Source organism: Rhodoplanes elegans (assembly GCF_016653355.1).
Classification (GTDB): domain Bacteria; phylum Pseudomonadota; class Alphaproteobacteria; order Rhizobiales; family Xanthobacteraceae; genus Rhodoplanes; species Rhodoplanes elegans.
Genome location: NZ_NHSK01000141.1, coordinates 1 through 21,932 on the forward strand (window position 1 = coordinate 1; position 21,932 = coordinate 21,932).

Below are 21,932 nucleotides of genomic sequence, written 5' to 3' on the forward strand. Positions count from 1 at the left end.
CACGGCCATCACGGCGCGCGCCAAGGCGAGCTGAGCGCGTCCCGGCGGGGCTCCGGGGCTTCCGGGGATCGGTTCGGCGGGAGACGGGTGCGCGAAAAGCGCGCCACCATAGCGGGTTTCGGGGTGCCGCGGCAGCCGGTCGCAGCGGAAAATCACGCGGAAAACCGCCCCGCCGGGACGCGCTCAGCTCGCCTTGGCGCGCGCCGTGATGGCCGTGATCGGCACCAGCACGATGCCGCGGCCCTCGGCCTGCTTGATCCACTGGGTCAGGCGCTCGATCGACAGCGGCAGGGCGCGGGCGATGCCGACCGCGCTGCCGGTCTCGCGCGCCGTCGTCTCCAGCCGGGCGAGCGCCCGGTCGATCTCGGCGTTGGAGGGCACCGCGTCGATCACCACGGCGGCCTTGGCGAAGGGCAGGTTGTTGGCGCCGGCGAACTGGCTCGCCAAGCTGCGCGGCGAGGTGCCGTCGTCGATGTAGACGAGGCCGCGCTTGGCGACCTCGCGCAGCACCGGGCCGATCGCCGTCTCGGTCGAGGTGAACCGGCCGCCCATGTAGTTGACGACGCCGACATAGCCCTGCATGCGGCTCATCGCCCACTGCATGCGGTCGACGTTCTGCTCCGGGGTCAGCGAGGTCAGCAGCGTCTGCGGCCCCGGATCGTTGTCCGGATAGTCGAACGGCTCCATCGGGAGCTGCAGCAGGATCTCGTGGCCCTGGCCGCGCGCCTTGGCGGCGAGCGGCCCGACCTCGGTCCCGTAAGGCACGAAGGCGAGCGAGACGACGGGCGGCAGCTTCTCCAGCGCCTTTGCGCTGCCACTGCTGCCGACGCCCAGCCCGCCGACGACGAGGGCGACCCGGACGGCCGCCTCGCTGGCCGGCGGGCCCTTGCGGGCATAGGCGACCGACGGACGGGTGCCGTCGAGGGCGATGCGCGGCACGTGGCCGTGGCGGGTCGCCTCGAGCAGCGACTGCTCGACCGCCGCGACCTTGACGTCGGGCTTCTGGCCGGACGGCTTGCCGTCGGCCTTGCCGTCGCCGGCGGCCTCCGCCTTGCTCTCGCCGGCCCCGACCGACACCTGCTGGCGCTTGCCGGTCGAGCCGTCGATGATGGTCACGGTCTGGCCGCCCGCCGGGGCGGCGGGCGCGGCGCCCTTCTGGCCGGTGCCCGGCTGGCCGGTGCCCGGCTTGTCGGCGCCGGGCTTGTCGGCGGGTGCCGCCGCGCCACCGGGCTCGCTCGCCGGGGCGGCGCCGTTCGGGGTGGCCGGGATGGTGCCGGGCGGCAGCGCGACGACGGCGGTGGGCTCGCCGCCGGTCGGATCGTCGACCACGACGGCCCAGCCGACGAAGCCGACGAGGCAGAGGGCAAGCAGCGCCGCGATCGGCATCCCGACCGGGACGTGACGGCGCTTGCGCCGATGCTCGGGCTCCGGCCCGCCCGCCTCGCCCGGCTCGGGCACGCCGAGCGGCTTCTCCAGATCGTCGCCGGCCACCGTTGACTCCCTGCGAATCACGGCCGCGAGTGTAGCACGCACGATTCGCCCCGGTGCGGCACCAACGCGCTGATCCGGCAGGCGCAAACGGCAACGGCCCGAGCCCGTCGGCGGTGGGCGGTACGGGATGCCTCCCGAACCCGTCGCGCATGCGAAAAGGGCGGCCTCGCGGCCGCCCTTCGTCAACTCGGAACCAGTCGGCGCCGGCTCAGTTCGGCACCGCGGCGGCCTTGCCGCTCGGCGGGAACGCGGCGTTCTGCTGGGTGCCGCGCATCAGGTCGAGGGCCATGCCGAGGGCCTTGTCGTCCTTGGCCTCCGGCGGCACGTAGGACTGCGACCCGGCCTGCTCCTCGCCGTCCGCCTTGAGGTGGCCGCGCAGCGAGGACTCGCCGCGCATCTCGGCGCGCGACTTCACCTCGTCCGGCACGTCCTGCAGGACCTCGATGTCCGGCACGATGCCCTTGGCCTGGATCGAGCGGCCGGCGGGCGTGTAGTAACGCGCCGTGGTCAGCCGCAGCGCGCCGTTGCCGGCGCCGAGCGGGATGATGGTCTGCACCGAGCCCTTGCCGAACGAGCGGGTGCCGATCAGGGTCGCGCGCTTGTGATCCTGGAGGGCGCCGGCGACGATCTCGGAGGCCGAGGCGGAGCCGCCGTTGACCAGCACGATCACCGGCTTGCCCTTGGTCAGGTCGCCCGGGCGGGCGTTGAAGCGCTGGGTCTCGTCGGGATCGCGGCCGCGGGTGGAGACGATCTCGCCGCGGTCCAGGAAGGCGTCCGACACCGAGATCGCCTGATCGAGCAGGCCGCCCGGATTGTTGCGCAGGTCGATGACGAAGCCGCGCAGCTTGTCGGCCGGGATCTGGCTCGCGATGTCGCCGAGCGCCTTCTTCAGGCCCTCGGTGGTCTGCTCGTTGAACTGGGTGATGCGGATGTAGCCGACGTCGGTGCCCTCGATGCGGCTCCTCACCGAGCGGACCCGGATGATGTCGCGCGTGATGGCGATCTCGAGCGGCTTCTCGGCGCCCTTGCGCATCACCTTGAGGTTGATCTTGGTGTTGACCGGGCCGCGCATCTTCTCGACCGCCTGGTTCAGGGTCATGCCCTGCACGGCCTCGCCGTCGAGATGCGTGATCACGTCGTTGGCGCGGATGCCCGCCTTGGCGGCCGGGGTGTCGTCGATCGGGGCGACGACCTTGACGAGGCCGTCCTCCATGGTGACCTCGATGCCGAGCCCGCCGAACTCGCCGCGGGTCTGCACCTGCATGTCGCGGAAGCTCTTCGGGTCCATGTAGCTCGAATGCGGGTCGAGCCCGGACAGCATGCCGTTGATCGCCGACTCGACCAGCTTGGAGTCGTCCGGCTTCTCGACATAGTGCGAGCGCACCCGCTCGAAGATGTCGCCGAACAGGTTGAGCTGACGATAGGTGTCGGTGGAGGCGGCCTTGGCGCTCGACCACAGCAGGTTGTTGGCGAGGCCGGTCGGGATCTGGGTCGCGAGGCCGGTCAGGGCGGCGCCGGTGGCGGCCCCGAGCAGAACCAGTGAAGTCTTTCGCATCATCCGCGGACCTTCTCGCTCTCGTTGGTTGCCCACCAGGGGGACGGATCGACCGGGAGCCCGTCCTTGCGGAACTCCACGTAAAGCACGGGTGGTGACGGTCCGCCGGCGGCGGCGCTCGCCATCGCCGGACCGCTGCTTCCCATCGTCCCGACGGGCTCTCCGGTCAGGACGAATTGGCCGAGATCGACCGTGATCCGTTCCATGCCTGCCAGCAGCACATGATATCCACCGCCGGCATTCAGGATCAAGAGTTGGCCATAGGAACGGTACGGGGCGGCATAGACCACCCAGCCGTCGCACGGCGCCGTCACCTGGGCGCCGGCCCGGGCGGTAATCGACAGCCCCTTCTCGGTGCCGCCATGCGTGTCGGCGGCGCCGAACTCGCGCAGCCGCATGCCGTTGACGGGCAGCGGCAGCGTCCCCTTGGCCGAGGCGAAGGCGATCGCCGGGGCGAGCCGGCCGGGGTCTTTCAGGGCGGCGAGATCGGGCCTGGCGCCGACCGCCGCCTGGTGCTCGGCCTGGGCGCGCGCGGCGCGCGCCGCGGCGTCGAGATTGTGCTCGAGCCGCGCGATCAGGTCCTTCAGGTTGTCGGCCTGGAGGGCGAGCTGGAGGGCGCGGCGGCGCGCCGTGTAGAGCTCCTTCTCGACCTCGCCGAGACGCTTCTGGCGCTCCTCGATCAGCAGGCCGAGCCGGGTGCGCTCCTCGGCCAGCACGGCGAGGTCGTTGGCCCGCTTGGCGCGCTCGGCGGCGCTGTCGCGGCGCACCCGCACGAGGTCGGCGAGATCGGTGGCGAGCGCCTCGGCCTCGCTCTTCAGCTCGGGCAGCACGGCGCCGAGCAGGATCGCGGTGCGCACCGACTTCAGCGCGTCCTCGGCGCTCACCAGGAAGGCCGGCGGCGGCCGCCGGCCGAGCCGCTGCAGGGCGGCCAGCACCTGGGCGATGGTGGCGCGGCGCGACTCCAGCGAGCCGTTGATGCCGTGCTCGGTCGATTCGAGCAGGTCGAGCCGCGCCTCGATGGCGGCGATCGCCTGCTCGGCGCCGCGCACCCGCCCGGCCGTGTCGATCATGGTCTGATTCAGCTTGCGGCGGTCCTCGCCGAGCCGGTCGATCTCGGCGCGAAGCTGCTTCTCGGTGTCGGCGGCGCGCTTCTGCTCGGCCCGGATCGTCTCGAGCTCCTTGTCGCGCTGCCGGATGGTGTCGAGCGCCGCCGGGGAGCGGCCACGCTCCTGCGCGACGACTGGGCCGGCCGGCGCGGCCGCACAAGCGAAGGCCAGCGCCAGCGACAACGCGGCGCGCGCGGGGCGGGAGGACGGGCTCGGCGTCATCGGTTGCAGCGGCGATCCGGAATCGCGAGGCACGGGAATGGGAGGCACTTACCGACGGATTGGGGCGGCTTCGCGTCGCCGCGCCGCGCCGGCGGATGAATTCGCGTCCATGATTTCGCTCGGGCGGCGACCCGCGCGGGCGTCGGCTCACCCCCGGTGGTACGGATGGCCGGACAGGATCGTCACCGCGCGATAGAGCTGCTCGAGCAGCATCACCCGGACGAGCTGGTGCGGCCAGGTGGCGGCGCCGAACGACAGGACGAGGTCGGCGCGCCGCCGGATCTCCTCGCCGAGGCCGTCCGCCCCGCCGATCACGAACACGGCGGCCTCGCGGCCGGTGTCGCGCCAGGTCCGGATCTCGCCCGCGAAGGCCTGGCTGTCGAGATTGCGGCCGCGCTCGTCGAGCGCCACCGTCACGGCGCCGTCCGGGATCACGTTGGCGAGCGCGATCGCCTCCTCCAGCCGGCGGCGGTCGGTCTCCTGGGCCTTGCTCTCGCGGATCTCGACGATCTCGACGTCGCGCAGGCCGATCGCCCGACCGCTCTTCGCCAGCCGGTCGAGATAGCGATCGCCGAGCTCGCGCTCGGCGCCCGCCTTCATCCGGCCGACCGCGGCCACGACCAGCCGCATGGCGGCCTCCGGCTCAGCTGGCGCGGCGCGCGCCGGCGTCGCGCGGCGCCCACATCTTCTCCAGCGCGTAGAAGCTGCGGACCTCCGGGCGGAAGACGTGGACGATCACGTCGCCGGCGTCGATCAGCACCCAGTCGCAATGCGGCATGCCCTCGACCTTGGTCCGCACGCCGGCCTTGTGCAGGTCCTCGACCACCCGGTCGGCGATCGAGCCGACATGGCGGTTCGAGCGCCCGGTGGTGACCACCATGGTGTCGGCCAGCACGGACTTGTCGCGGAGATCGATGGTCGTCGTCTCCTCGGCCTTCATGTCGTCGAGGCGGGCGAGGACGAGGCGAAGCGTCTCGTCGGCGGCGGGACGCGGCGGGGCCGGCTGCAGCGGAGCGGCGTCGGTGTCGACCGCGGCCGGCACGGCCGGCTTCGACGGTTTCGACTTGGCCGGGCCCGAGGGGGCGGCGGAGGCGGCGGGCTTTCGGGAGGCGCTCGCCCGCGAGCGCGCAGATGTCGTCAGGGGACCTTCCTTCGAGCAAGACCTGTTGAGCGAGAGCTGGGCCTCTTCGGCCGGCCACTCTCAAGATAAGGGGGTGGAGTAAACGGTTTCAACCACCCGCGGTGCCGCGCCGGAGGTTTCTTTCGGGCTCTGGCGTCCGGGCAACGGTCGTAGCGGAGCTCGCGTCGTCATCCGCCGCCTCGGTGGCGTCTCCGGCCGTCCCGTCGCCGGCGTGCCCGTCACCCGCCGGCAGCCGCCGCTGGGCGCGCAGCTGGGTCGAGGAGAGCGGCGACTTCAGGCCGTGCAGGAACGCCCAGGCGGGCGGCTTCAGATAGGGCAGCCGGACCGCCCGGTCCTCGTTGACGCGGGCGAAGGCTAGCGCCCGCCCGGCGACGCCGGAGCTCGCATAGAGGCTCGGCCCGAGCCGGTCGACCACCACGATCGGCACCAGGTCGGCGATGCCGCGCCAGTTGTTCCAGCGGTGGAAGCTGCGCAGGTTGTCGGCTCCCATGATCCAGACGAAATGCACGCCGGGACAGCGCTTCACCAGATACTGAACGGTGTCGAACGTGTAGCGCACCCCGACCGCGGCCTCGAGCCCGGTGACGGCGATGCGCGGATGGCGGGCGAGCGCCCGCGCCGCCTCGATCCGCTCGGCCAAGGGCGCCAGGCCCGAGGTGTTCTTCAGCGGGTTGCCGGGCGTGACCAGCCACCACACGCGGTCGAGCCGCAGCCGCCGCATGGCGAGCAGGCAGGCGGCGAGATGGGCCTCGTGCGGCGGGTCGAAGGTGCCGCCGAACAGGCCGATCCGCATTCCCGGCGCGTAGGGCGGAACGCGATAGTCGCGGCCGCGAAGCGCCGCCTCGTCCCCCGCCGAGACGGGCCGGAGCGAATGGTACGCCATGGGCATGGAAGTCGAGGATCCCTCCGGCTCCGCGGGCTGCCTCCCGGCCGGGAGGATCGATCGCCCCTATGGACGGGTCTGACCCGAGCCGCGGATGCGGTACTTGAAGGTGGTGAGCTGCTCGACGCCGACCGGGCCGCGGGCATGCAGCCGGCCGGTGGCGATTCCGATCTCGGCCCCGAACCCGAACTCGCCGCCGTCGGCGAACTGGGTCGAGGCGTTGTGCAGGACGATGGCCGAGTCCACCTCGGCCAGGAAGCGCTCGGCCGCGGCCTGATCGGCCGTGACGATCGCGTCGGTGTGGTGCGAGCCGTAGCGGTTGACGTGGCGGATCGCCTCGTCGACGCCGTCGACCACCTTGGCGGCGATGATGGCGTCGAGATACTCGGTCGCCCAGTCGGCCTCGGTCGCCGCCTTTACACGCGCATCGACGGCCTGCGCCGCGGCGTCCCCGCGCACCTCGCAGCCGGCGTCGAGCAGCATGGTCACGAGCGGCGCCAGATGGGTCGCCGCGACGGCGCGGTCGACCAGCAGGGTCTCGGCCGCGCCGCACACGCCGGTGCGCCGCAGCTTGGCGTTCATCAGGATGGTCTTCGCCATCGCGAGATCGGCGCCGGCGTCGACATAGACGTGGCAGTTGCCGTCGAGATGCGAGAACACGGGCACCCGCGCCTCGGCCTGCACCCGGGCGACCAGATCCTTGCCGCCGCGCGGCACGATCACGTCGATGTTGCCGTCGAGCCCGCCGAGCATCAGCCCGACCGCGGCGCGGTCGCGGGTCGGCACCAGCTGGATCGCGTCCTCGGGCATGTCGGCGGCGCGCAGCCCTTCGACCAGGGCCGCATGAATGGCGCGCGAGGAGCGGAAGCTGTCGGAGCCGCCGCGCAGGATCACGGCGTTGCCGGCCTTCAGGCACAGCGCGCCGGCGTCGGCCGTGACGTTCGGCCGGCTCTCGTAGATGACGCCGATCACGCCGAGCGGCACCCGCACGCGCTCGATCGTCATGCCGTTCGGCCGTGTCCAGGCCTCCATGACGGCGCCGACCGGGTCGGCCAGCGCGGCCACGATCTCGATGCCTTCCGCCATCGCGGCGACGCGCTTCTCGTCGAGCTTGAGGCGGTCGATCAGCGCCGCCGTGGCGCCGCGGCTGCGCGCCTCGCTGACGTCCTCGGCATTGGCGGCGAGGATCTCCGGCGCCGCGGCGCGCAGCGCCTCGGCCATGGCGATCAGCGCCTCGCTCTTGTCGATCGCGCTCGCCAGCGCGACGGCCCCGGCGGCCGCACGGGCGCGCCGCCCGATGTCCGCCATCACGGCGGTCAGGTCCGGGGTACGGCCCTCCGGCCCGCGGGACTCGGTCACACGGGATCCGGGCGTCGTCAGGGTGGCGCTCATCGGCGACATGCCTTTGTCATGACACCTTCCTAGCATGCCCGCAGGTCCGCTGCGAAGCGGGCCATCGCGTCTTCGTCGCGGGGCAGACTGGCGTTTCGGTCGGATCGGCCCCGCAGCGATCCGGCCGGACCGGCTCGGTCGACCCGGCTCGGACGAGCCGACCTGGTTGCCCACGCTCCCATCCACCCGCCCGGTCGCAGTCGTCGAGCCCGGAGATCGCCATGACGCCGAAACAGCGCCTGCCCCGCCGGTTTCCGGTCGGCACCCGCCTGGTCGTCGAGGGCGAGCCGGACCGGCACGGCACGCTGCGGGTGGTGTCGCGTTATCTGGTGATGCCGAACGGCCGCCGCTACGACCTCGCGCCGAACGCACCCGTGCCGAGCGCCCCGGCGCCCAACGCGCCGCCCGCCGCCGGCGGTGCCCGCCGCCGCCGCGCCCCCGCGGCCCAGGCCTGATCGCGGCGTCGCTCCGCCGCGTCCGCGGCGCTGGGACGCATGTCGGGCTGCCCGAACCACGCCGCATTGCGCTGACATCTGTTCTCGACCCGGGCGGCGGCCGCCGCGCCGGACGAGGGAATCGTCATGATCCGAGAGCGTCGTCTGCGTGCGCAAGGTCCGTGCGAGCATCGTCCGTGCGAGCATCGGGCGCGAGAGCGTGGCTCGCGCACCGCCCGCGCGGCCGCGCTGGGTCTCGCGCTGGCCTCGCTGGTCGCGCTCGCCGGCCCGCTGACGACGACGGCCCGGGCGGCCGATCCGGTCTATCCGCCCGGCATCAAGCTCGGCCTCGTCCCGACCGGCAGCCTCAAGGCGAGCGAGAAGTTTCCGGGCTTCGAGGACGACGAAACCGGCGCCTCGGTGCTGATGCTGGAGGTGACGGGCCAGAGCCTCGCCGACACGGCCAAGCAGATCTCCCGCGACCGCATCAAGAAGCAGGGCATCGTCGAAGAGACGCGCGAGAGCTTCCCGGCCGGCGGCGAGGGCACGCTGGTGGCCGGTCGCCAGGAGGCGGACGGCAAGAAGGTCCGCAAGTGGATCCTGCTGGCGCCGGCCGGCGAGGCCGCCGCCCTGGTCGTCGTCCAGGTGCCGGAGGAGGCCGCCAAGGGCTACCCGGACGCGGCGGTGCGCAGCATGCTGGCCTCGGTCGCGCGGCGCGACGCGGTGCCGCTCGAGGAGCAGCTGAGCCTGCTGCCGATCCGCATCGACGAGCTCTCCGGCATGCGGCCCGTGCGGGTCATCGGCGGCGCCGGCGCGGTGCTCACCGAAGGCCCGAAGGACACGTTCGACGCCGCCGAGCAGCCGATGATGCTGGTCTCGGTCGGCCGCGGCGGGCCGGAGGAGACGGCGGCGCGCGACACCTTCGCCCGCAACCTGCTGGCCGGCTTCGGCGGCTACAAGGACCTGCGGGTGGTCAACGCCGAGATGCTGCGGCTCGGCGGCGGCGGCGCCAACACCCATCAGGTGATGGCGGAGGGCAAGGACCCCAAGACCGACGCGACGATCAAGCTCGTGCAGTGGATCCGCTTCGGCTCCGGCGCCTATCTGCGCATCCTCGGGGTCGCCCGCGACGACGTCTGGTCGAATGCCTTCCCGCGCTTCCGCGCCGTGCGCGACGGGGTCAATCCGCGCGGCTGAGGCCGCCCGCGTCGGCGCCCGGCCGTCTCGCGACGGGCCGGCGCCGTGTGGCAGACGTCCGCGCGATCAGGCCGTGGTGCCGCCGGGCGGGAGACCCTCGCCGGCGGCCGGGGCCGCCGCTTCGCCCGCGGCGCCGGGGGCGACCTTCGGGCCGCCTTTCGACACGCCGACCAGGGCGGGCCGCAGCACCCGCTCGCCGATCATGTAGCCGGCCTGCACGACCTGGACGACGGTGCCGTTCGGGGTGGTCTGGTCCGGGATCTCGAACATCGCCTGGTGGACGTTGGGGTCGAACTTCTGGCCCTGCGGATCGAACCGCTTCACCCCGTTGCGCTCGAAGCCTTTCAGGAGCTCGCGCTCGGTCAGCTCGACGCCTTCGAGGAAGCTCTTCACCGGCGCCGGCAGGGCGTCGCGGTTCTCCGCGCTCACCGCCTCCAAGGCGCGGCGGAGATTGTCGGCGACGGCGAGCATGTCGCGGGCGAAGCCGGAGATGCCGTAGGCGCGGGCGTCGGCGACCTCGCGCTCGGTGCGCCGGCGCAGATTCTCCATCTCGGCGAGCGTGCGCAGCAGCCGGTCCTTGTGCTCGGCGGCCTCCTTGGCGAGCGCCGCGACATCCACCGCCGGGTCTTGCCCGGCAGGATTTTGCGAGCCGGCGGCGGCCTCGGCGTTCGCCGCCGTCGCGGCATAGGCGGCCGTGGCGGCAGCGGTGTCGGGGGCGCTCGCGCTCGTCGCCTGCTCGGCGGTCGCGGCGCCGGCCTTGTCGTCGGTCATGGCGGTCCGTCCGTCTGTACGTTGATCCGGTTTCGCCCCCGCATATCGGGCGGCCGCGCCGGGAAATCAAGGATTTCGGGCGCGGGGCGGGCCGGCCGCGCGGGCGGCGCGCCTCACCCCCCGAGCATCCGGCCGATCACCCGGGCCGTGTAGTCGACCATCGGGACGACGCGGGCGTAGTTGAGGCGGGTCGGGCCGATCACGCCGATGACGCCGACGATGCGGCCGGTGCTGTCGCGGTAGGGCGCGATGATGGTCGACGAGCCCGACAGCGAGAACAGCTTGTTCTCCGAGCCGATGAAGATGCGCACGCCCTCCGCCGATTCGGCCCGACCGAGCAGGTCGACGAGGCCGCGCTGGGTCTCCAGCTCGTCGAACAGCTGGCGCACCCGCTCGAGGTCCTCCAGCGCGTGCAGGTCCTCCAGGAGATGCGCGTGGCCGCGCACGATCAGCTTGCGGTCGTCGCCGTCGCCGCCCGACCAGCTGGCGAGCCCGGCCGCGACGATCTTTTGCGTGAGCGCGTCGAGCTCGGCCCGGCCGGCGGCGAGCGCCTGCTCGAGCGCCGCGCGGGCGTCGAGAAGGGTCTGGCCGCGGATGTGGCGGTTGAGGAAGTTCGTCGCCTCGACCAGGGCCGAGCTCGGCAGGCCGGGCGGCAGGTCGAGGATGCGGTTCTCCACCTGGCCGTCCTCGGCGACCAGCACGACCAGGGCCCGGGTCGGCTCCAGCCGGACGAACTCGATGTGCTTGAGCCGCGCGTTCGCCTTGGTGGTGAGCACCACGCCGGCGGCCCGGGTGAGACCGGACAGCATGGTCGACGCCTCGGTGAGCACGCCTTCCATGGAGCGGCCGACGCCGGCGACCTGGGCCTCGATCGAGCGCCGCTCGTCCTCCGGCAGGTCGCCGACCTGCATCAGCGCGTCGACGAAGAAGCGCAGCCCGAACTCGGTCGGCAGCCGGCCGGCCGAGGTGTGCGGGGCGTAGATCAGCCCGGCCTGCTCCAGGTCCTGCATGACGTTGCGCACCGAGGCGGGCGACAGCGTCATCGGGATCAGCCGCGCGAGGTTGCGCGACCCCACCGGCTCGCCGGTGGCGAGATAGGAGTCGACGATGCCGCGGAAGATCTCGCGGGAGCGCTCGTTGAGCTGGACGAGGCTGGGGCTGGCGCCGATCGGAAGGTCCTGGGACACTTGGCTTGGCTCGGCTCGCTCTGGACTGACGGGTTCGGCCTCCAGATTTGTCCCTCGGCCCGGGCGAGCGCAAGCCGCAGAGCGTTCGTGGCCGGGGACCACCGACAGCCGCCCCTTGCCGCCCGCAGCCCGGCGACCTAAAAGCGAGCCGCCGATCGCTCTTCCCGCGGCCCCGCCGCGCGGCCGATCGCACCATGCCCACAGCGACCCCGTCCCCGGCGACCTCGCCGTCGTTCCGTCGCTTCGCCCGAGGAGCCGTCCATGCGTCCGAGCCACCGCCAGCCCGACGAGCTGCGTGCCGTCTCGCTCGAACGCGCCGTGGTGAAATATGCCGAGGGCTCCTGCTTCGTGAAGTTCGGCGACACCCATGTGCTGGTCACCGCCACGCTGGAGGACCGCCTGCCGCCGTGGCTCAAGGGTCAGGCGCGCGGCTGGGTGACGGCCGAGTACGGCATGCTGCCGCGGGCGACCTCGGAGCGCACCCGGCGCGAGTCGTCGGCCGGCAAGCAGTCGGGCCGCACCGTCGAGATCCAGCGGCTGATCGGCCGATCCTTGCGCGCCGTCGTCGACCTCGAGGCGCTCGGCGAGCGCCAGATCACGGTCGACTGCGACGTCATCCAGGCCGACGGCGGCACCCGCACGGCCTCGATCACGGGCGCCTGGGTCGCCCTGCACGACTGCCTCGCCTGGATGAAGGCGCGCGACATGCTGCGCGGCGAGGTTCTTCGCGATCACGTCGCCGCGGTGTCGTGCGGCGTCCACAACGGCCTCGCCGTGCTCGACCTCGACTATGCCGAGGACTCGCAGGCCGACACCGACGCCAACTTCGTGCTGACCGGCAACGGCGGCATCGTCGAGATCCAGGGCACGGCCGAGCGCGAGCCGTTCAGCGAGGCCCAGTTCCTCAGCCTGCTGGCGCTCGCCCGCAAGGGCGTCGGCCGGCTGGTCGAGCTGCAGAAAATGGCGGTGATGTGAGCGAGACGGCGCATCGTGTGCTGACCGGCCGGCTGGTCGTCGCGACCCACAACGCCGGCAAGCTGCGCGAGATGCGCGAGCTCTTGGCGCCCTACGGCATCGAGGCCGTGTCGGCCGGCGAGCTCGGCCTGCCCGAGCCGGACGAGACCGGCACCACCTTCGTCGAGAACGCCCACATCAAGGCGGCGGCCGCCGCCGCCGCGACCGGCCTGCCGGCCTTCTCGGACGACTCGGGACTCGTGGTCGACGCGCTCGACGGGGCGCCCGGCATCCACTCGGCCCGTTGGGCCGGGCCGGACAAGGACTTTCTCCGGGCGATGGCCGACATCCACGCGAAGCTCGTGGCGCGCGGTGCGACCGCGCCGGAGCAGCGCCGCGCCCATTTCGTCTCGGCCCTCTGCCTCGCCTGGCCGGACGGCCACCGCGAGGATTTTTTGGCCCGCGTCGACGGCGTGCTGGTGTGGCCGCCGCGTGGAAACCTCGGCTTCGGCTACGACCCGATGTTCTTGCCCGATGGCCACGACCGCACCTTCGGCGAGATGCCGGCCGAGGAGAAGCACGGGTTGCCGCCCATCGGAAAAGGCCTCTCGCATCGGGCCCGCGCCTTCGTGATGCTGGCGGAGGCGTGCCTTGAGCGACGCTGACCTCATGGAGCGCCCCGTGCTGGATCGCGTGACCGAGCCCCGCGAGGACGTGCCCTTCGGGGTCTACGTCCATTGGCCGTTCTGCCTGTCGAAGTGCCCCTATTGCGACTTCAACAGCCATGTCCGTCACGTTGCCGTCGAGCAGGACCGCTTCGCCCGCGCCTTCGCGGCCGAGATCGCCACCACGGCCGAGCGGATCGGGCGTCGCACCGTGTCGACCATCTTCTTCGGCGGCGGCACGCCCTCGCTGATGAAGCCGGAGACGGTCGGTGCCGTACTCGACGCCATCGCGAGGCACTGGACCGTGGCGCCGGACGCCGAGATCTCGCTCGAGGCCAACCCGACCTCGGTCGAGGCGGAGCGGTTCCGCGGGTTTCGGACGGCGGGGGTGAACCGGGTTTCACTCGGCGTCCAAGCATTGGACGATGATTCGCTGAAGGCGCTGGGGCGGCTTCACACGGCCTCGGAGGCCATGGCGGCGGTCGGCACGGCGCGAAAAATCTTCGACCGGTACTCGTTCGACCTGATCTATGCCCGGCCCGGCCAGGGCGTGGCGGCGTGGGCCGCCGAGCTGCGGCGCGCCATCGCCGAGGCGGCCGAGCATCTTTCGCTCTATCAGCTCACCATCGAGCCCGACACGCCGTTCGAGGCTCTGGAGCGGGCCGGCAAGCTCGCCGTGCCGGGCGACACGATCGCGCGGCATCTGTTCGACGTCACCCAGGAGGTCTGCGCCGCGGCGGGGCTGCCGGCCTACGAGGTGTCGAACCACGCCCGTCCGGGCGCCGAGTGCCGCCACAACCTCGTCTATTGGCGCTACGGCGAGTATGCCGGCATCGGTCCGGGCGCCCATGGCCGCCTGCTCGATCCCGCCGGCCGGCGCTTCGCCACGGCGACCGAGCGGCGCCCCGAGGCGTGGCTGGCGCAGGTCGAGGCGGCGGGCCATGGCCTCGTCGTCGACGAGGTGGTGACGCGGCCCGAGCAGGCCGACGAGTTCCTGCTGATGGGGCTGCGGCTCACCGAGGGCATCGACCCGAAGCGCTTCGAAAAGATCGCCGGCCGCCCGCTCGACCCGGCCCGCATCGCCGACCTGATGTCCTACGGCTTCGTCGAGTCGATGCCGAACGGCCGGCTGCGCGTCACCCGCTCCGGCTTCCCGGTGCTCGACGCCGTGGTGGCGGATCTGGCGGCCTAGACGCGCCCCGGCGCCGGCGGCGCTGCGTCCCCTGTGGCGACTTTCCGACCCGCCCACCGCCGCGTCCGGCCCTTGACGGTCGATGGTTAATCGCGCCTTAACCTCGCCCCCTCTAAGCTTCACCCCGACGTGGCCGCGCCGTCCGGCGCGCCCGCCCACGAGCCGCACGATCCGATGTCCATGACCTCCGCCGCCTGTGCGCCCTCGGCCTCGCCCGCGAGGCCGCCCGACACCCGCTCGCCCTTCGTGCGGCTCACCGAGCTGCTCGCGGGCGTCGTGCCGGCGCAGGCGCCCATCAACCTGTCGATCGGCGAGCCGCAGCACCCAATCCCGCCCTTCGTGAAGGACGCGCTGGTCGCCGATCTCGCCTCGCTCGGCCGCTACCCGGCCGGCAAGGGCACCGATGCGTTCCGCGAGGCCGCCGCTGGCTGGCTGACGCGGCGCTACGGCCTGCCGCGCCCGGTCGACGCGGCGAGCGAGGTGCTGGTTCTGTGCGGCACCCGCGAGGGCCTGTTTCTCGGCGCCATCGCGGCGAAACGCTGGGTCGAGGCGCGGCGCGGCCCGCTGCCCGGCAAGCCCGCCATCCTGGTGCCGAACCCGTTCTACGCCGCCTATCCGGCCGGCGGCACGGCGGCCGACTGCGAGGTCGTCTACATGCCGGCCTGGAAACACAACGGCTTCCTGCCCGACTTCGATGCGCTCGACGACGCGCTGCTCGCCCGCACCGTGGCGCTCTACATCGCCTCGCCGGCCAATCCGCAGGGGGCCGTCGCCGACCTCGACTATCTGGCCCGCCTGCTGGCGCTCGCCCGCAAGCACGGTTTTCTCGTCTTCGCCGACGAGTGCTACTCGGAGATCTATACCCGCGAAGCACCGCCCGGGATCCTTCAGGCCGCGGGCGCCGACTTCTCCAACGCCGTCGTGTTCCAGTCGCTGTCGAAGCGCTCGAACCTGCCCGGCCTGCGGGTCGGCTTCGCGGCGGGCGACGCGGCGTTCCTGCAAAAGTTCCTCGATCTGCGCAACGTCGCGGCCCCGCAGGTGCCGGGCGTCGCCCAGGCCGTGGCGGCCGCGGCCTACGCGGACGAGGACCACGTGGAGGAGAACCGCCGCCTCTACGCGCGAAAATTCGATCTCGCCGACCAGATCGTCGGCGATCGCTGGGGCTATGTGCGTCCCGCCGGCGGCTTCTATCTATGGCTCGACGTCGCCGCGCTCGGCGGCAGCGAGGCCGTGACGCTGAAGCTGTGGCGGGAGGCCGGCGTGCGCGTGCTGCCGGGCCGCTACATCGCGCGCGACCAGGCCGACGGCAGCAATCCGGGGGCCGACTACATCCGGCTCGCGATGGTTCAGAACGAGGAGACCACGGCCGAGGCGTTGCACCGCCTCGTCGCCGTGCTGGGCTGAGCTCGACCTTTTGAGACACGGCGGTCGCATTCCGCGGCCGCCCGGGCAGACACGGGGACGCAATGCCCGCAATGCAGCGCCGAGTCGGAGCGGCGACCCTGCTGCCGGACGAGCTCCGGGCCGGGCTGGAGCGGCGCGTCCGCCAGCTCGTCGGGCTCGTGCTGGTCGGCCTCGCCATGCTGTGCACGGCGGCGCTCGTCACCTGGTCGGTGAAGGATCCGAGCCTCAGCCACGCCACCGCGGCGCCGGTGCGCAACCTGCTCGGCGCCCCCGGCGCCATCGCGGCCGACCTGTTCATGCAGCTGTTCGGCCTCGCCACCCTGGCGCTGGTCGGTCCGGTCGCCGCCTGGGGCTGGCGGCTCGCCCATCTGCGCCGGTTCGACCGCGAGAAGTGGCGGGTGCTGGCCTGGGGGCTCGGCGCGCCGCTCGCCGCCGGCTTCGCGGCCTGCCTGCCGCGCAGCGCCGCCTGGCCGCTGCCGAGCGGCCTCGGCGGCGTGATCGGCGATGTCCTGGTGCGCGGCCCGACGGCGGTGCTGCCGGCCGGCGTCGGCGTCACGGTCCTGGCCGCCGTGTATGGCGCGCTGGCGGTCGCCGCGCTCCTGTTCGCCAGCGGTGTCGGCTTCGCCGAGGCCGATCCCGACGCCCCGGTCGCCAAGGCCAAGCCGGCGCCCAAGAAGGCCGCCCCGCCGCCGCCGCCGGCCGCAGACCCCGAGACGGACGAGGACGACGACTCGAGGGCCGACCGCGCCTCGATCTCGCTCGGCTTCGTGGTGCATTCGCTGCTCAGCCTCAAGGCGCGGGCGCTGCGGCTGGCCCGGCACGGCGTCCTTGCCGGCATCAAGCTCGCGAAGACCACGCGCGAGCCCGACATCGATCACCGCACCTTCGAGCGGCGCGAGCCGCGCTTCGAAGGCGACACCGGCGAGCCGGTCGAACGGCGCGCCTACGACGAGACGCCGCCCTTCGGCGAGGCCCAGGAGCCGGAGGTCGAGGACGAGATCGAGGAGGAGCCGGCGCCCAAGCGCGCGGCCAAGAAGCTGCCGCCGCCCAAGAAGCCGCCCGCCAAGGCCAAGGCGAGCGAGTACGAGCTGCCCTCCGTCAACCTGCTCGCCGCCCCGAAGGCGTCGGACCGCCACGCCCCGTCGATGGACCTGATCAAGGCCAACGAGGCGTCGCTGCAGACCGTGCTGGGCGATTTCGGCGTGCGCGGCGAAATCCTCGACGCACATCCCGGGCCGGTCGTCACGCTGTACGAGCTGGAGCCGGCGCCCGGCATCAAATCGTCGCGGGTGATCGGGCTCGCCGACGACATCGCCCGCTCGATGAGCGCCGTGTCGGCCCGCGTCGCCGTGGTGCCGGGCCGCAACGTGATCGGCATCGAGCTGCCCAACGCGACGCGCGAGAAGATCTATCTGCGCGAGATGCTGGCGGCCGAGCAGTATCACGACTCCTCGGCCAAGCTGCCGCTCTGTCTCGGCAAGACGATCGGCGGCGATCCCGTCATCGTCGACCTCGCCCGCATGCCGCATCTGCTGATCGCCGGCACCACCGGCTCGGGCAAGTCGGTCGCCGTCAACACCATGATCCTCAGCCTGCTGTACCGGCTGCGGCCGGACCAGTGCCGGCTGATCATGGTCGATCCCAAGATGCTCGAACTGTCCGTCTACGACGGCATCCCGCATCTCCTCACGCCGGTCGTCACCGATCCGAAGAAGGCCGTGGTCGCGCTGAAATGGGCGGTGCGCGAGATGGAGAGCCGCTACAAGAAGCTCTCCAAGGTCGGGGTGCGCAACATCGACGGCTACAACGCCCGCCTCCAGGAGGCGAAGGCCAAGGGCGAGCGCCTGTCGCGCACCGTGCACACCGGCTACGACAAGGAGACCGGCACGGCCATCTACGAGACCGAGGAGCTCGACCTCGAGCCGCTGCCCTACATCGTCGTCGTGGTCGACGAGATGGCCGACCTGATGATGGTCGCCGGCAAGGACATCGAGGGCGCCGTGCAGCGCCTCGCCCAGATGGCGCGTGCCGCCGGCATCCACGTCATCATCGCGACGCAGCGCCCCTCGGTCGACGTCATCACCGGCACCATCAAGGCGAACTTCCCGACCCGCATCTCCTTCCAGGTGACGTCGAAGATCGACAGCCGCACCATCCTGGGCGAGCAGGGCGCCGAGCAGCTCCTCGGCCAGGGCGACATGCTCTACATGGCGGGCGGCGGCCGCATCAGCCGCGTTCACGGTCCCTTCGTGTCGGACGAGGAAGTGGAGAAGATCGTCCGCCACCTGCAGGCGCAGGGCACCCCGCAATATGTCGAGGAGGTCACGGCCGAGGAACCCGAGGGCGGCGACGGCGAGGCCGTGTTCGACGGCACCGCGATGGGCCAGGAGGGCGGCGACCTCTACCAGCAGGCCGTCCAGGTGGTGCTGCGCGACCGCAAGGCGTCGACGAGCTACATCCAGCGCCGCCTCCAGGTCGGCTACAACAAGGCCGCCTCGCTGATGGAGCGGATGGAGCAGGAAGGCATCGTCGGCCAGGCCAACCACGCCGGAAAGCGCGAGATTCTGGTGGGCGGGGAGGGCGGCGAGGACAGTTTCTGAGCGACCCGCTATGCTGGCTCATGGCCGTGCGGCGAGTCGCGCCCGAGCACCTTGGTCGGAGCAGCTTGGTCGGAGCACCTTGGGAGAACGGTCCGGCCGCGGACTCGCGGCGTCTCGGGCCGCGCAACCGCGGTCTCCGGGCCGCGTCACAGCGGCTCCGGGCCGCGAAATCGCCATAGACCTGGACGACAGGTCTTGTCTCTGAGGATGGGGTGAATCGGAGATGAACATGCGGACTTCGGGGGCGGCCGCGCGGATCGGCAGCTTGACGCTCGGGACGTGCCTGCTCGCGGCCTGCCTGGTCGGCGCCACCGCTGTCGCGGCTGCCGAGACGGTTCCGCTGCCGGTGCCCTCGCCCAAGAAGCGGGTCGCCCAGGCGACGCCGCCGGCCCGCGCGCCGTTGTCGGCGCCGGCCTTCACCGGCACTCCGACCACCGGCTCGATCGTCCCGGTCGCGGCGCCCGCCCAGGGCCGCGGCCTCGACGGCTCGCAGAAGGTGCTGGCCGACAAGGTCAGCGGCTATCTGTCCGGCGTGCACGCCCTGACCGGCAACTTCATCCAGGTCGGTCCGGACGGCGGCCGCACCGAGGGCCAGTTCTACATCCAGAAGCCCGGCAAGGTGCGCTTCGAGTACAATCCGCCGAGCCCGATCGACGTCGTCGCCGATGGCAATTCGGTGGTGGTGCGCGACCGCAAGCTCGCCACTCAGGACCTCTATCCGCTGTCGCAGACGCCGCTGCGCTATCTCCTGGTCGACAAGATCGACCTCACCAAGGACACCAACGTCGTCTCGGTCTCGGCCGACGACGTGTTCGTCACCATCGTGATCGAGGAGAAGCAGGCGCTCACCGGCACCCACAAGCTGATGATGATGTTCGGCGCCAAGGACATGCAGCTCAAGCAGTGGACCGTGACGGACCCGCAGGGCTACGACACCACGGTCGCGGTCTACAATCTCGATCCGACCGCCAAGCCCGATCCCGGCCTGTTCAGGATCAACTACGAGCGCGTGCTGCAGTAAGGCACGCCGCCGCCCCCGGGGGCGGGCCGCCTGCCGCGGACGGAACGGAAGCATCGCGACGGATTTGTTCGAAGGGCGCGCCGGCCGGTGCGCCCTTTGCCGTTGCGGGCTGCCGGCCGCGGGACATCTCCATGACCTCGATGAAGAATTCAGGCGCGCGCGCCCTCGGCGTGATGGCCGGCCTGCTCGCCGTGAACGCGCTGGCCGTGGCCGTCGCCAGCCGCCGGGCGGAGCGGAAAAACCCGCCGCGCGGCCGCTTCGTGCGGGTGATGGGCCTGCGCCTCCACGTCGTCGAGGCCGGGCCGCCCGACGCGCCGGCCGTGCTGCTTCTCCACGGCAACGGCGCGATGACCCAGGACATGGCGGCCAGCGGCCTGATCGACCGGCTCGCCCGCACCCATCGCGTCGTCTGCCTCGACCGTCCGGGCTTCGGCTGGAGCGACCGCCCGCGCCGGCCGCTGCCGCCGGAGGCGCAGGCCGAGCTCGCCGGCGATCTCCTGCGGCTCCTCGGCATCGACCGGGCCGTGGTGGTGGGCCACTCCTGGGGCACGCTGGTCGCGCTCGCGCTCGCCGTGCAGGCGCCGAAGCTGGTCGCCGGCCTGGTGCTGGCGGCCGGCTATTACGTCCCGACCCGGCGGCTCGACGTGTGGCTGATGTCCGGCCCGGCCTGGCCGGTGGTCGGGACCGTGATGCGGCACACGATCTCGCCCGTGATCGGCGCCCTGATCGCCCGGCCCTTCGTGCGCCGCCTGTTCGCGCCGCGCCCGGTCGCCCCGGCCTTCCGGGCCGGCTTCCCGATCGGCATGGCGCTGCGGCCCGAGCAGCTGCGCGCCGTCGCCGAGGAGTCGATCGCCATGATCCCGGCGGCGCGGCGCCTGCGGCGGCGCTACGGCGAGATCGCCTGTCCGGTGACCGTGCTGGCGGCGGCCGGCGACCGGCTGGTCGAGCATTTCCAGGGCGCCCGCCTGGTCGAGGCGCTGCCGAACGCGACCCTGCGGGTCGTCCCGGGAGTCGGCCACATGATGCATTACGAGCCGCAGGTGGCCGCCGCGATCGCGGCCGCCGCAGCGGCGCTCACCCCGCCGAGCCCTCCGCTCGCCGTCCACGCCCCCGAGGCGCCGGACCTCGAGACGCCCCCGCCGACCCGGGCCGGTGCGGCGGCCGAATAAGGCGTATTCTGCAAGTGGATTGGCGGACCTGAGCCTTGCTCCCGCCGGCATCCCGGCTATCAAGGGACCGAAACGAAGGTCCCAATGCCCCTCATCATCTCCACCTGGAACATCAACTCGGTCCGGCTGCGGATCGAGCTCGTCGCGAAATTCCTCAAGGCGACCCGGCCGGACGTCCTGTGCCTGCAGGAGACCAAGTGCCCGGACGACGCCTTCCCGCTCAAGCGGTTCGCGAAGCTCGGCTACACCCATGTCGCGATGAGCGGCCAGAAGGGCTATCACGGCGTCGCCATCGTCTCCCGCCTGCCGTTCGAGGCGACCGCCACGCGCTCGTTCTGCGACAAGCAGGACTGCCGCCACGTCGCCGTGACGATCGGCGAGCAGGCCGGCCTGAAGGACCCCGCGACGCTGCACAACTTCTACGTCCCGGCCGGCGGTGACGAGCCCGACCCGGCCGTGAACCCGAAGTTCGCCCACAAGCTCCAGTTCCTCGACGAGATGCGGGCCGCCGTCGATCTGCATCCGGCGAACGGGGCGCGCTCGATCCTGGTCGGCGACCTCAACGTCGCGCCGCTCGAGCACGACGTGTGGAGCCACAAGCAGATGCTGAAGGTGGTCTCGCACACGCCGGTCGAGTGCGAGAAGCTCGTCGCCGTGCAGCAGGCGGGCGCCTGGGTCGACGCCATGCGGGCGCACGTGCCCCCGTCCGAGAAGCTCTATACGTGGTGGAGCTACCGGGCGGCCGACTGGGCCGCCTCCGACCGCGGCCGCCGGCTCGACCACGTCTGGGTGAGCCAGGCGCTCGGCGACCGGGTGTCGTCCATGACGGTCACCCGCGCGGCCCGCGGCTGGACCCAGCCATCCGACCACGTGCCCGTGACCGTGAAGCTGGAGATGTGAGCCCGAGCACCGGCCGGTGATGCATCACTGGCCGAGCTGATGCATCACTGACGAGAGTCACCGCCCCAGATCGAGATTCGCGCGCACCTGGGCGATGTCGTCGGCCGTCTCCATGGCGCGCGTCGCCAGGTGGTCGCGCAGCCGGAAGGCGGCGTCCGGGAAGCCTTCCAGCATCTTGAGGAAGAGCTGGCGCGGGATGCGCATCACGGTCGACGGCTCGGTCGCCGTGGCGGTGACGGGGCGGACGGTGTCGATCAGCAGCGCGATCTCGCCGAGCAGCACGCCGGGGCCGACCGACACCAGCGGCCCGTCGGGGCGGCCCGGATCGAGCCGGAACGCACCCTCCTGCACCACGTAGCCACAGTCGGCCGGCTCGCCGCCCCGGAACAGCGTGTCGCCCGTGTCGAGCGACCGGCTCTCGCAGCCGATGGCGAGAATCCGCAGCGCATTCGGCCCGAGCAGGCGGAACGTCGGCACGCTCGCCAGGAAGCCGATATCGTCCTCGATGCTCATAGGGGCGAAGCGACGCTGCCGGACTTTTGGGGGGCTACACCCGGGACGGCCGGTTCCGTTGACGGCAGGACCGGCCGCGCCCCCGGCGACCGGTTCGTTCGAATTTACCGCGAGTTCGGCGAAAGTGGATTCCGA

20 protein-coding genes are annotated in these 21,932 nt (G+C 72.3%); 10 read left to right on the plus strand and 10 right to left on the minus strand.

What is annotated here, in order from left to right; genetic code table 11:
• Positions 1 to 183 precede the first annotated feature (183 nt).
• The 7 genes from CCR97_RS17520 to CCR97_RS17550 all read right to left on the minus strand — a co-directional run bounded on the left by CCR97_RS17520 (position 184) and on the right by CCR97_RS17550 (position 7,706).
• Positions 184 to 1,491 carry a divergent polysaccharide deacetylase family protein gene (locus CCR97_RS17520; RefSeq protein ID WP_245428785.1) on the minus strand — a complete coding sequence of 436 codons (1,308 nt, stop codon included), beginning with the start codon at positions 1,489 to 1,491 and terminating at the stop codon, positions 184 to 186.
• A 208-nt stretch (positions 1,492 to 1,699) separates the two neighbouring features.
• Positions 1,700 to 3,049 carry a S41 family peptidase gene (locus CCR97_RS17525; protein WP_111356640.1) on the minus strand — a complete coding sequence of 450 codons (1,350 nt, stop codon included), beginning with the start codon at positions 3,047 to 3,049 and terminating at the stop codon, positions 1,700 to 1,702.
• Positions 3,046 to 4,374 (minus strand): murein hydrolase activator EnvC family protein, encoded by a 1,329-nt coding sequence (locus tag CCR97_RS17530; RefSeq protein WP_111356639.1) that lies wholly within the window; start codon positions 4,372 to 4,374, stop codon positions 3,046 to 3,048. The genes CCR97_RS17525 and CCR97_RS17530 overlap by 4 nt, the downstream gene beginning before the upstream one ends.
• Positions 4,375 to 4,521: 147 nt before the next feature.
• Positions 4,522 to 5,004, minus strand: coding sequence for a 23S rRNA (pseudouridine(1915)-N(3))-methyltransferase RlmH (gene rlmH, locus CCR97_RS17535; protein ID WP_111356638.1), 483 nt, complete (start codon positions 5,002 to 5,004; stop codon positions 4,522 to 4,524).
• Positions 5,005 to 5,017: 13 nt separating this feature from the next.
• Positions 5,018 to 5,416, minus strand: a complete 399-nt coding sequence (gene rsfS, locus CCR97_RS17540; RefSeq protein WP_245428783.1) for a ribosome silencing factor — start codon at positions 5,414 to 5,416, stop codon at positions 5,018 to 5,020.
• Positions 5,417 to 5,603: 187 nt separating this feature from the next.
• On the minus strand, positions 5,604 to 6,404 hold the full coding sequence (locus tag CCR97_RS17545) for a nicotinate-nucleotide adenylyltransferase (protein ID WP_338049095.1): 801 nt from the start codon (positions 6,402 to 6,404) through the stop codon (positions 5,604 to 5,606).
• Positions 6,405 to 6,464: 60 nt separating this feature from the next.
• The gene (locus CCR97_RS17550; protein WP_244670527.1) at positions 6,465 to 7,706 is read right to left on the minus strand and encodes a glutamate-5-semialdehyde dehydrogenase; all 1,242 of its coding nucleotides are present in this window, start codon (positions 7,704 to 7,706) and stop codon (positions 6,465 to 6,467) included.
• Between the two features lie 305 nt (positions 7,707 to 8,011).
• Between CCR97_RS17550 and CCR97_RS17555 the strand changes: the two genes are divergently transcribed.
• The gene (locus CCR97_RS17555; RefSeq protein ID WP_111356634.1) at positions 8,012 to 8,245 is read left to right on the plus strand and encodes a hypothetical protein; all 234 of its coding nucleotides are present in this window, start codon (positions 8,012 to 8,014) and stop codon (positions 8,243 to 8,245) included.
• 126 nt (positions 8,246 to 8,371) lie between these two features.
• A complete protein-coding gene (locus CCR97_RS17560; protein ID WP_111356633.1) occupies positions 8,372 to 9,421 on the plus strand; it encodes a hypothetical protein in 1,050 nt (349 codons plus the stop codon).
• 66 nt (positions 9,422 to 9,487) lie between these two features.
• On the opposite strand, the gene grpE is transcribed toward CCR97_RS17560, so the two are convergent.
• Both grpE and hrcA read right to left on the minus strand, forming a co-directional pair.
• Positions 9,488 to 10,192: a nucleotide exchange factor GrpE gene (grpE, locus tag CCR97_RS17565; RefSeq protein WP_111356632.1), complete on the minus strand. Its 705-nt coding sequence runs from the start codon at positions 10,190 to 10,192 to the stop codon at positions 9,488 to 9,490.
• A gap of 113 nt (positions 10,193 to 10,305) precedes the next feature.
• A complete protein-coding gene (hrcA, locus tag CCR97_RS17570; protein WP_111356631.1) occupies positions 10,306 to 11,379 on the minus strand; it encodes a heat-inducible transcriptional repressor HrcA in 1,074 nt (357 codons plus the stop codon).
• A 261-nt stretch (positions 11,380 to 11,640) separates the two neighbouring features.
• Here hrcA and rph point away from each other — a divergent pair, with 261 nt between their 5' ends.
• The 8 genes from rph to CCR97_RS17610 all read left to right on the plus strand — a co-directional run bounded on the left by rph (position 11,641) and on the right by CCR97_RS17610 (position 21,284).
• Entirely contained in the window at positions 11,641 to 12,354 is a 714-nt protein-coding gene (gene rph / locus CCR97_RS17575) for a ribonuclease PH (RefSeq protein ID WP_111356630.1), read from the plus strand.
• On the plus strand, positions 12,351 to 12,998 hold the full coding sequence (gene rdgB, locus CCR97_RS17580; RefSeq protein ID WP_111356629.1) for an RdgB/HAM1 family non-canonical purine NTP pyrophosphatase: 648 nt from the start codon (positions 12,351 to 12,353) through the stop codon (positions 12,996 to 12,998). Before rph ends, rdgB begins: the two co-directional genes overlap by 4 nt.
• 4 nt (positions 12,999 to 13,002) lie before the next feature.
• The gene (gene hemW, locus CCR97_RS17585) at positions 13,003 to 14,190 is read left to right on the plus strand and encodes a radical SAM family heme chaperone HemW (RefSeq protein ID WP_111356628.1); all 1,188 of its coding nucleotides are present in this window, start codon (positions 13,003 to 13,005) and stop codon (positions 14,188 to 14,190) included.
• A gap of 174 nt (positions 14,191 to 14,364) precedes the next feature.
• Positions 14,365 to 15,594 (plus strand): aminotransferase class I/II-fold pyridoxal phosphate-dependent enzyme, encoded by a 1,230-nt coding sequence (locus CCR97_RS17590; protein WP_201159711.1) that lies wholly within the window; start codon positions 14,365 to 14,367, stop codon positions 15,592 to 15,594.
• Between the two features lie 62 nt (positions 15,595 to 15,656).
• A complete protein-coding gene (locus CCR97_RS17595) occupies positions 15,657 to 18,194 on the plus strand; it encodes a DNA translocase FtsK (RefSeq protein ID WP_201159712.1) in 2,538 nt (845 codons plus the stop codon).
• A 229-nt stretch (positions 18,195 to 18,423) separates the two neighbouring features.
• The gene (locus CCR97_RS17600; protein WP_201159713.1) at positions 18,424 to 19,215 is read left to right on the plus strand and encodes an outer membrane lipoprotein carrier protein LolA; all 792 of its coding nucleotides are present in this window, start codon (positions 18,424 to 18,426) and stop codon (positions 19,213 to 19,215) included.
• 131 nt (positions 19,216 to 19,346) lie between these two features.
• Entirely contained in the window at positions 19,347 to 20,384 is a 1,038-nt protein-coding gene (locus CCR97_RS17605; protein ID WP_244670524.1) for an alpha/beta fold hydrolase, read from the plus strand.
• Between the two features lie 84 nt (positions 20,385 to 20,468).
• Positions 20,469 to 21,284 carry an exodeoxyribonuclease III gene (locus CCR97_RS17610; RefSeq protein WP_111358885.1) on the plus strand — a complete coding sequence of 272 codons (816 nt, stop codon included), beginning with the start codon at positions 20,469 to 20,471 and terminating at the stop codon, positions 21,282 to 21,284.
• A 57-nt stretch (positions 21,285 to 21,341) separates the two neighbouring features.
• Here CCR97_RS17610 and CCR97_RS17615 read toward each other — a convergent pair whose 3' ends face one another.
• The gene (locus tag CCR97_RS17615; protein ID WP_111358884.1) at positions 21,342 to 21,797 is read right to left on the minus strand and encodes a cyclic nucleotide-binding domain-containing protein; all 456 of its coding nucleotides are present in this window, start codon (positions 21,795 to 21,797) and stop codon (positions 21,342 to 21,344) included.
• Positions 21,798 to 21,932: the final 135 nt, after the last annotated feature.

What these genes read in the sequence shown, in the direction of transcription:
- CCR97_RS17590 (WP_201159711.1), top strand. Translation starts at nt 14,365, where the DNA reads ATGTCCATGACCTCCGCCGCCTGTGCGCCCTCGGCCTCGCCCGCGAGG.
- hemW (WP_111356628.1), top strand. Translation starts at nt 13,003, where the DNA reads ATGGAGCGCCCCGTGCTGGATCGCGTGACCGAGCCCCGCGAGGACGTG.
- rlmH (WP_111356638.1), bottom strand. Translation starts at nt 5,004, where the DNA reads ATGCGGCTGGTCGTGGCCGCGGTCGGCCGGATGAAGGCGGGCGCCGAG.
- CCR97_RS17610 (WP_111358885.1), top strand. Translation starts at nt 20,469, where the DNA reads ATGCCCCTCATCATCTCCACCTGGAACATCAACTCGGTCCGGCTGCGG.
- CCR97_RS17555 (WP_111356634.1), top strand. Translation starts at nt 8,012, where the DNA reads ATGACGCCGAAACAGCGCCTGCCCCGCCGGTTTCCGGTCGGCACCCGC.
- CCR97_RS17605 (WP_244670524.1), top strand. Translation starts at nt 19,347, where the DNA reads ATGACCTCGATGAAGAATTCAGGCGCGCGCGCCCTCGGCGTGATGGCC.
- CCR97_RS17545 (WP_338049095.1), bottom strand. Translation starts at nt 6,404, where the DNA reads ATGCCCATGGCGTACCATTCGCTCCGGCCCGTCTCGGCGGGGGACGAG.
- CCR97_RS17615 (WP_111358884.1), bottom strand. Translation starts at nt 21,797, where the DNA reads ATGAGCATCGAGGACGATATCGGCTTCCTGGCGAGCGTGCCGACGTTC.
- CCR97_RS17595 (WP_201159712.1), top strand. Translation starts at nt 15,657, where the DNA reads ATGCCCGCAATGCAGCGCCGAGTCGGAGCGGCGACCCTGCTGCCGGAC.
- rph (WP_111356630.1), top strand. Translation starts at nt 11,641, where the DNA reads ATGCGTCCGAGCCACCGCCAGCCCGACGAGCTGCGTGCCGTCTCGCTC.
- CCR97_RS17525 (WP_111356640.1), bottom strand. Translation starts at nt 3,049, where the DNA reads ATGATGCGAAAGACTTCACTGGTTCTGCTCGGGGCCGCCACCGGCGCC.
- CCR97_RS17530 (WP_111356639.1), bottom strand. Translation starts at nt 4,374, where the DNA reads ATGACGCCGAGCCCGTCCTCCCGCCCCGCGCGCGCCGCGTTGTCGCTG.
- CCR97_RS17550 (WP_244670527.1), bottom strand. Translation starts at nt 7,706, where the DNA reads ATGGCGGACATCGGGCGGCGCGCCCGTGCGGCCGCCGGGGCCGTCGCG.
- CCR97_RS17560 (WP_111356633.1), top strand. Translation starts at nt 8,372, where the DNA reads ATGATCCGAGAGCGTCGTCTGCGTGCGCAAGGTCCGTGCGAGCATCGT.
- grpE (WP_111356632.1), bottom strand. Translation starts at nt 10,192, where the DNA reads ATGACCGACGACAAGGCCGGCGCCGCGACCGCCGAGCAGGCGACGAGC.
- CCR97_RS17600 (WP_201159713.1), top strand. Translation starts at nt 18,424, where the DNA reads ATGCGGACTTCGGGGGCGGCCGCGCGGATCGGCAGCTTGACGCTCGGG.